The 2,131-nt window shown below is 44.6% G+C and carries 2 protein-coding genes; both read right to left on the reverse strand.

The window, feature by feature from the left end; genetic code table 11:
• Positions 1-56: 56 nt before the first annotated feature.
• Positions 57-923 (reverse strand): SDR family oxidoreductase, encoded by an 867-nt coding sequence (locus B5J93_RS12770; RefSeq protein WP_079326717.1) that lies wholly within the window; start codon positions 921-923, stop codon positions 57-59.
• 143 nt (positions 924-1,066) lie between these two features.
• The gene (sohB, locus tag B5J93_RS12775) at positions 1,067-2,050 is read right to left on the reverse strand and encodes a protease SohB (protein ID WP_079326718.1); all 984 of its coding nucleotides are present in this window, start codon (positions 2,048-2,050) and stop codon (positions 1,067-1,069) included.
• Positions 2,051-2,131: the final 81 nt, after the last annotated feature.

The following is a 2,131-nucleotide window of genomic DNA, read 5'->3' on the forward strand; positions in this document are numbered from 1 at the left end:
AAAGATTGTGAGTGGGTTCTTAATTCCGCATAAACAATTGATTTATCAACAATCAATTACAAAAATTTGGTAATCAACCTTAACGGCAAATATTTCATACCCAGCCCAATCGGTAGCCACGGCCACGCAGGGACATAGGCTTCATCCACTTTGGCTTCAATGGCTTTGACAATCACGTCCGCCCCTTCGTCTTCTTCAACTTCAAAGGGCAGATATTTTGCCCCGATATTTAGGTCGGTACGCACATAACCAGGGTAAATGGTGGACACCGTAATCGGCAGTTTTTCGCTAATAGTATCAGCTCGTATCCCCTCAGCAAGAGCCGCAAGTCCTGCTTTGGCAGCAGCGTAAGTGGTCAAATGCCTTGGCAGTCCACGCACCGCAGACATACTGGATATGACAACCAAATGACCGCTATTTTGACGGCGGAATATTTGCATGGCAGACTCACACTGGGCAAGGGCGGAGATGAAGTTGGTCTCGGCGGTAGCGCGATTTATCGCAAATCGCCCATGCCCAATCACGCGGCTGTCGCCCACGCCTGCGTTCACGATGATTTTGTCAAGCGTACCGCCGTCATTTTCTATGTCTTTGGCAAAGGCTTCAAACACGGTAAACACATCATCATATACCGTAACATCAAGCGTACGCACATAGACTTTAATGCCAAATTCTTTTTCAAGTTCAACTTTTAGAGCCTCCAAGCGGTCAAGTCGTCTGGCACAAATCGCCAAATCATACCCCAAAAAGGCAAATTTCTTTGCCATCATCGCCCCAAGCCCCGAGCTTGCCCCTGTAATTAGGACGGTTTTGCCTTGACCGATACCACGAATGTCATTTAAATCTTTGATTTTGCTAAATTTGTTGGCAACCACTCGTCCGAATTTATCGGCTTTGGCAAAGGCTTCTTCTAGTTTTTTCATAAATAACCCAAATCACACGTTAAAATCAATAAAAAAGCGAACAACCATTGCCCGCTTTTAAAAAGTTGAATGGCTTATTTTACACCATTTTTATCAAAATTTTAAGTAAAATGATGTGTACATTCAATCACTTGTAAATATCTTTAAGGACGTTGATATTCGGCAAGCTGTTCGCCTACCGATGACACCATTTGTCCAACCATCTCGCCCATCTTTACGCCCATCTGCTCAGACAGTCCCAATTTTTCTGCCAAAGTCGGCTTGGTGCGGGTATGCAATACAAAGACGTCATGCTCTTTCATAAGTTCAAGCACATAGGCATCAGACGTACCAATCTCATCAATCAGCCCCAAGTCCAAAGCGTCCTGCCCAAACCAAATCTCGCCTGTGGCAATCTTCTCCACATCCAGGCTTGGGCGGTGCGTTTTGACAAAGGTCTTAAACAACTCATGAATGCGGTCAATGTCCGCTTGGTGCTTGGCACGGTCTTCATCGTCATTTTCACCAAACATAGTAACGGTACGCTTGTACTCGCCTGCCGTAAACATCTCATAGCCAATGTTGTGCTTTTTTAGCAGTTCATGAAAATTGGGGAGCTGACTTACCACACCCACCGAACCGATGACCGCAAAGTCGCTGGCGATAATCTTGTCCGCCACGCACGCCATCATATAGCCACCACTTGCCGAGATTTTATCCACACAGACAGTTAGCGTAAGCCCTGCCTCTTTTAGGCGAGCCAATTGCGAGCTTGCCAAACCATAAGCATTGACCTGCCCGCCACCGCTCTCTAAGCGTACTACCACTTCATCGCCTGATTTTGCCGAGCTGATAATCACGCTAATCTCTTCACGCAGATGAGCCACCGCAGATGCTTTAATGTCGCCGTCAAAATCTAGCACAAACACACTTTTATCAGTGCTCTTACTTTTGTCATCTGCCTTGTCTTTTTTGTCTTTTGCCTTATCTTTGGCTTTTTTGCACAATTTGACAAACAGACTGCATTTTTTGTCGTCTTTTTGACTGTTTTTTAGAGCGTCTTTTAGTTGCTCTTGGCGTTTGTCTTGGAGCTTATTAAGATGAATAATGGACAATTCGGTGGGTTTTTGTGATGAATGAAATAGCATGGTTTTACCTTTATTAATAAATTTCAAGGCATTGTTAATTAACGATACCTTTGGATGGATTTGCGGCAACTGTATTCCACT

This window comes from Moraxella equi (assembly GCF_002027555.1).
Classification (GTDB): domain Bacteria; phylum Pseudomonadota; class Gammaproteobacteria; order Pseudomonadales; family Moraxellaceae; genus Moraxella; species Moraxella equi.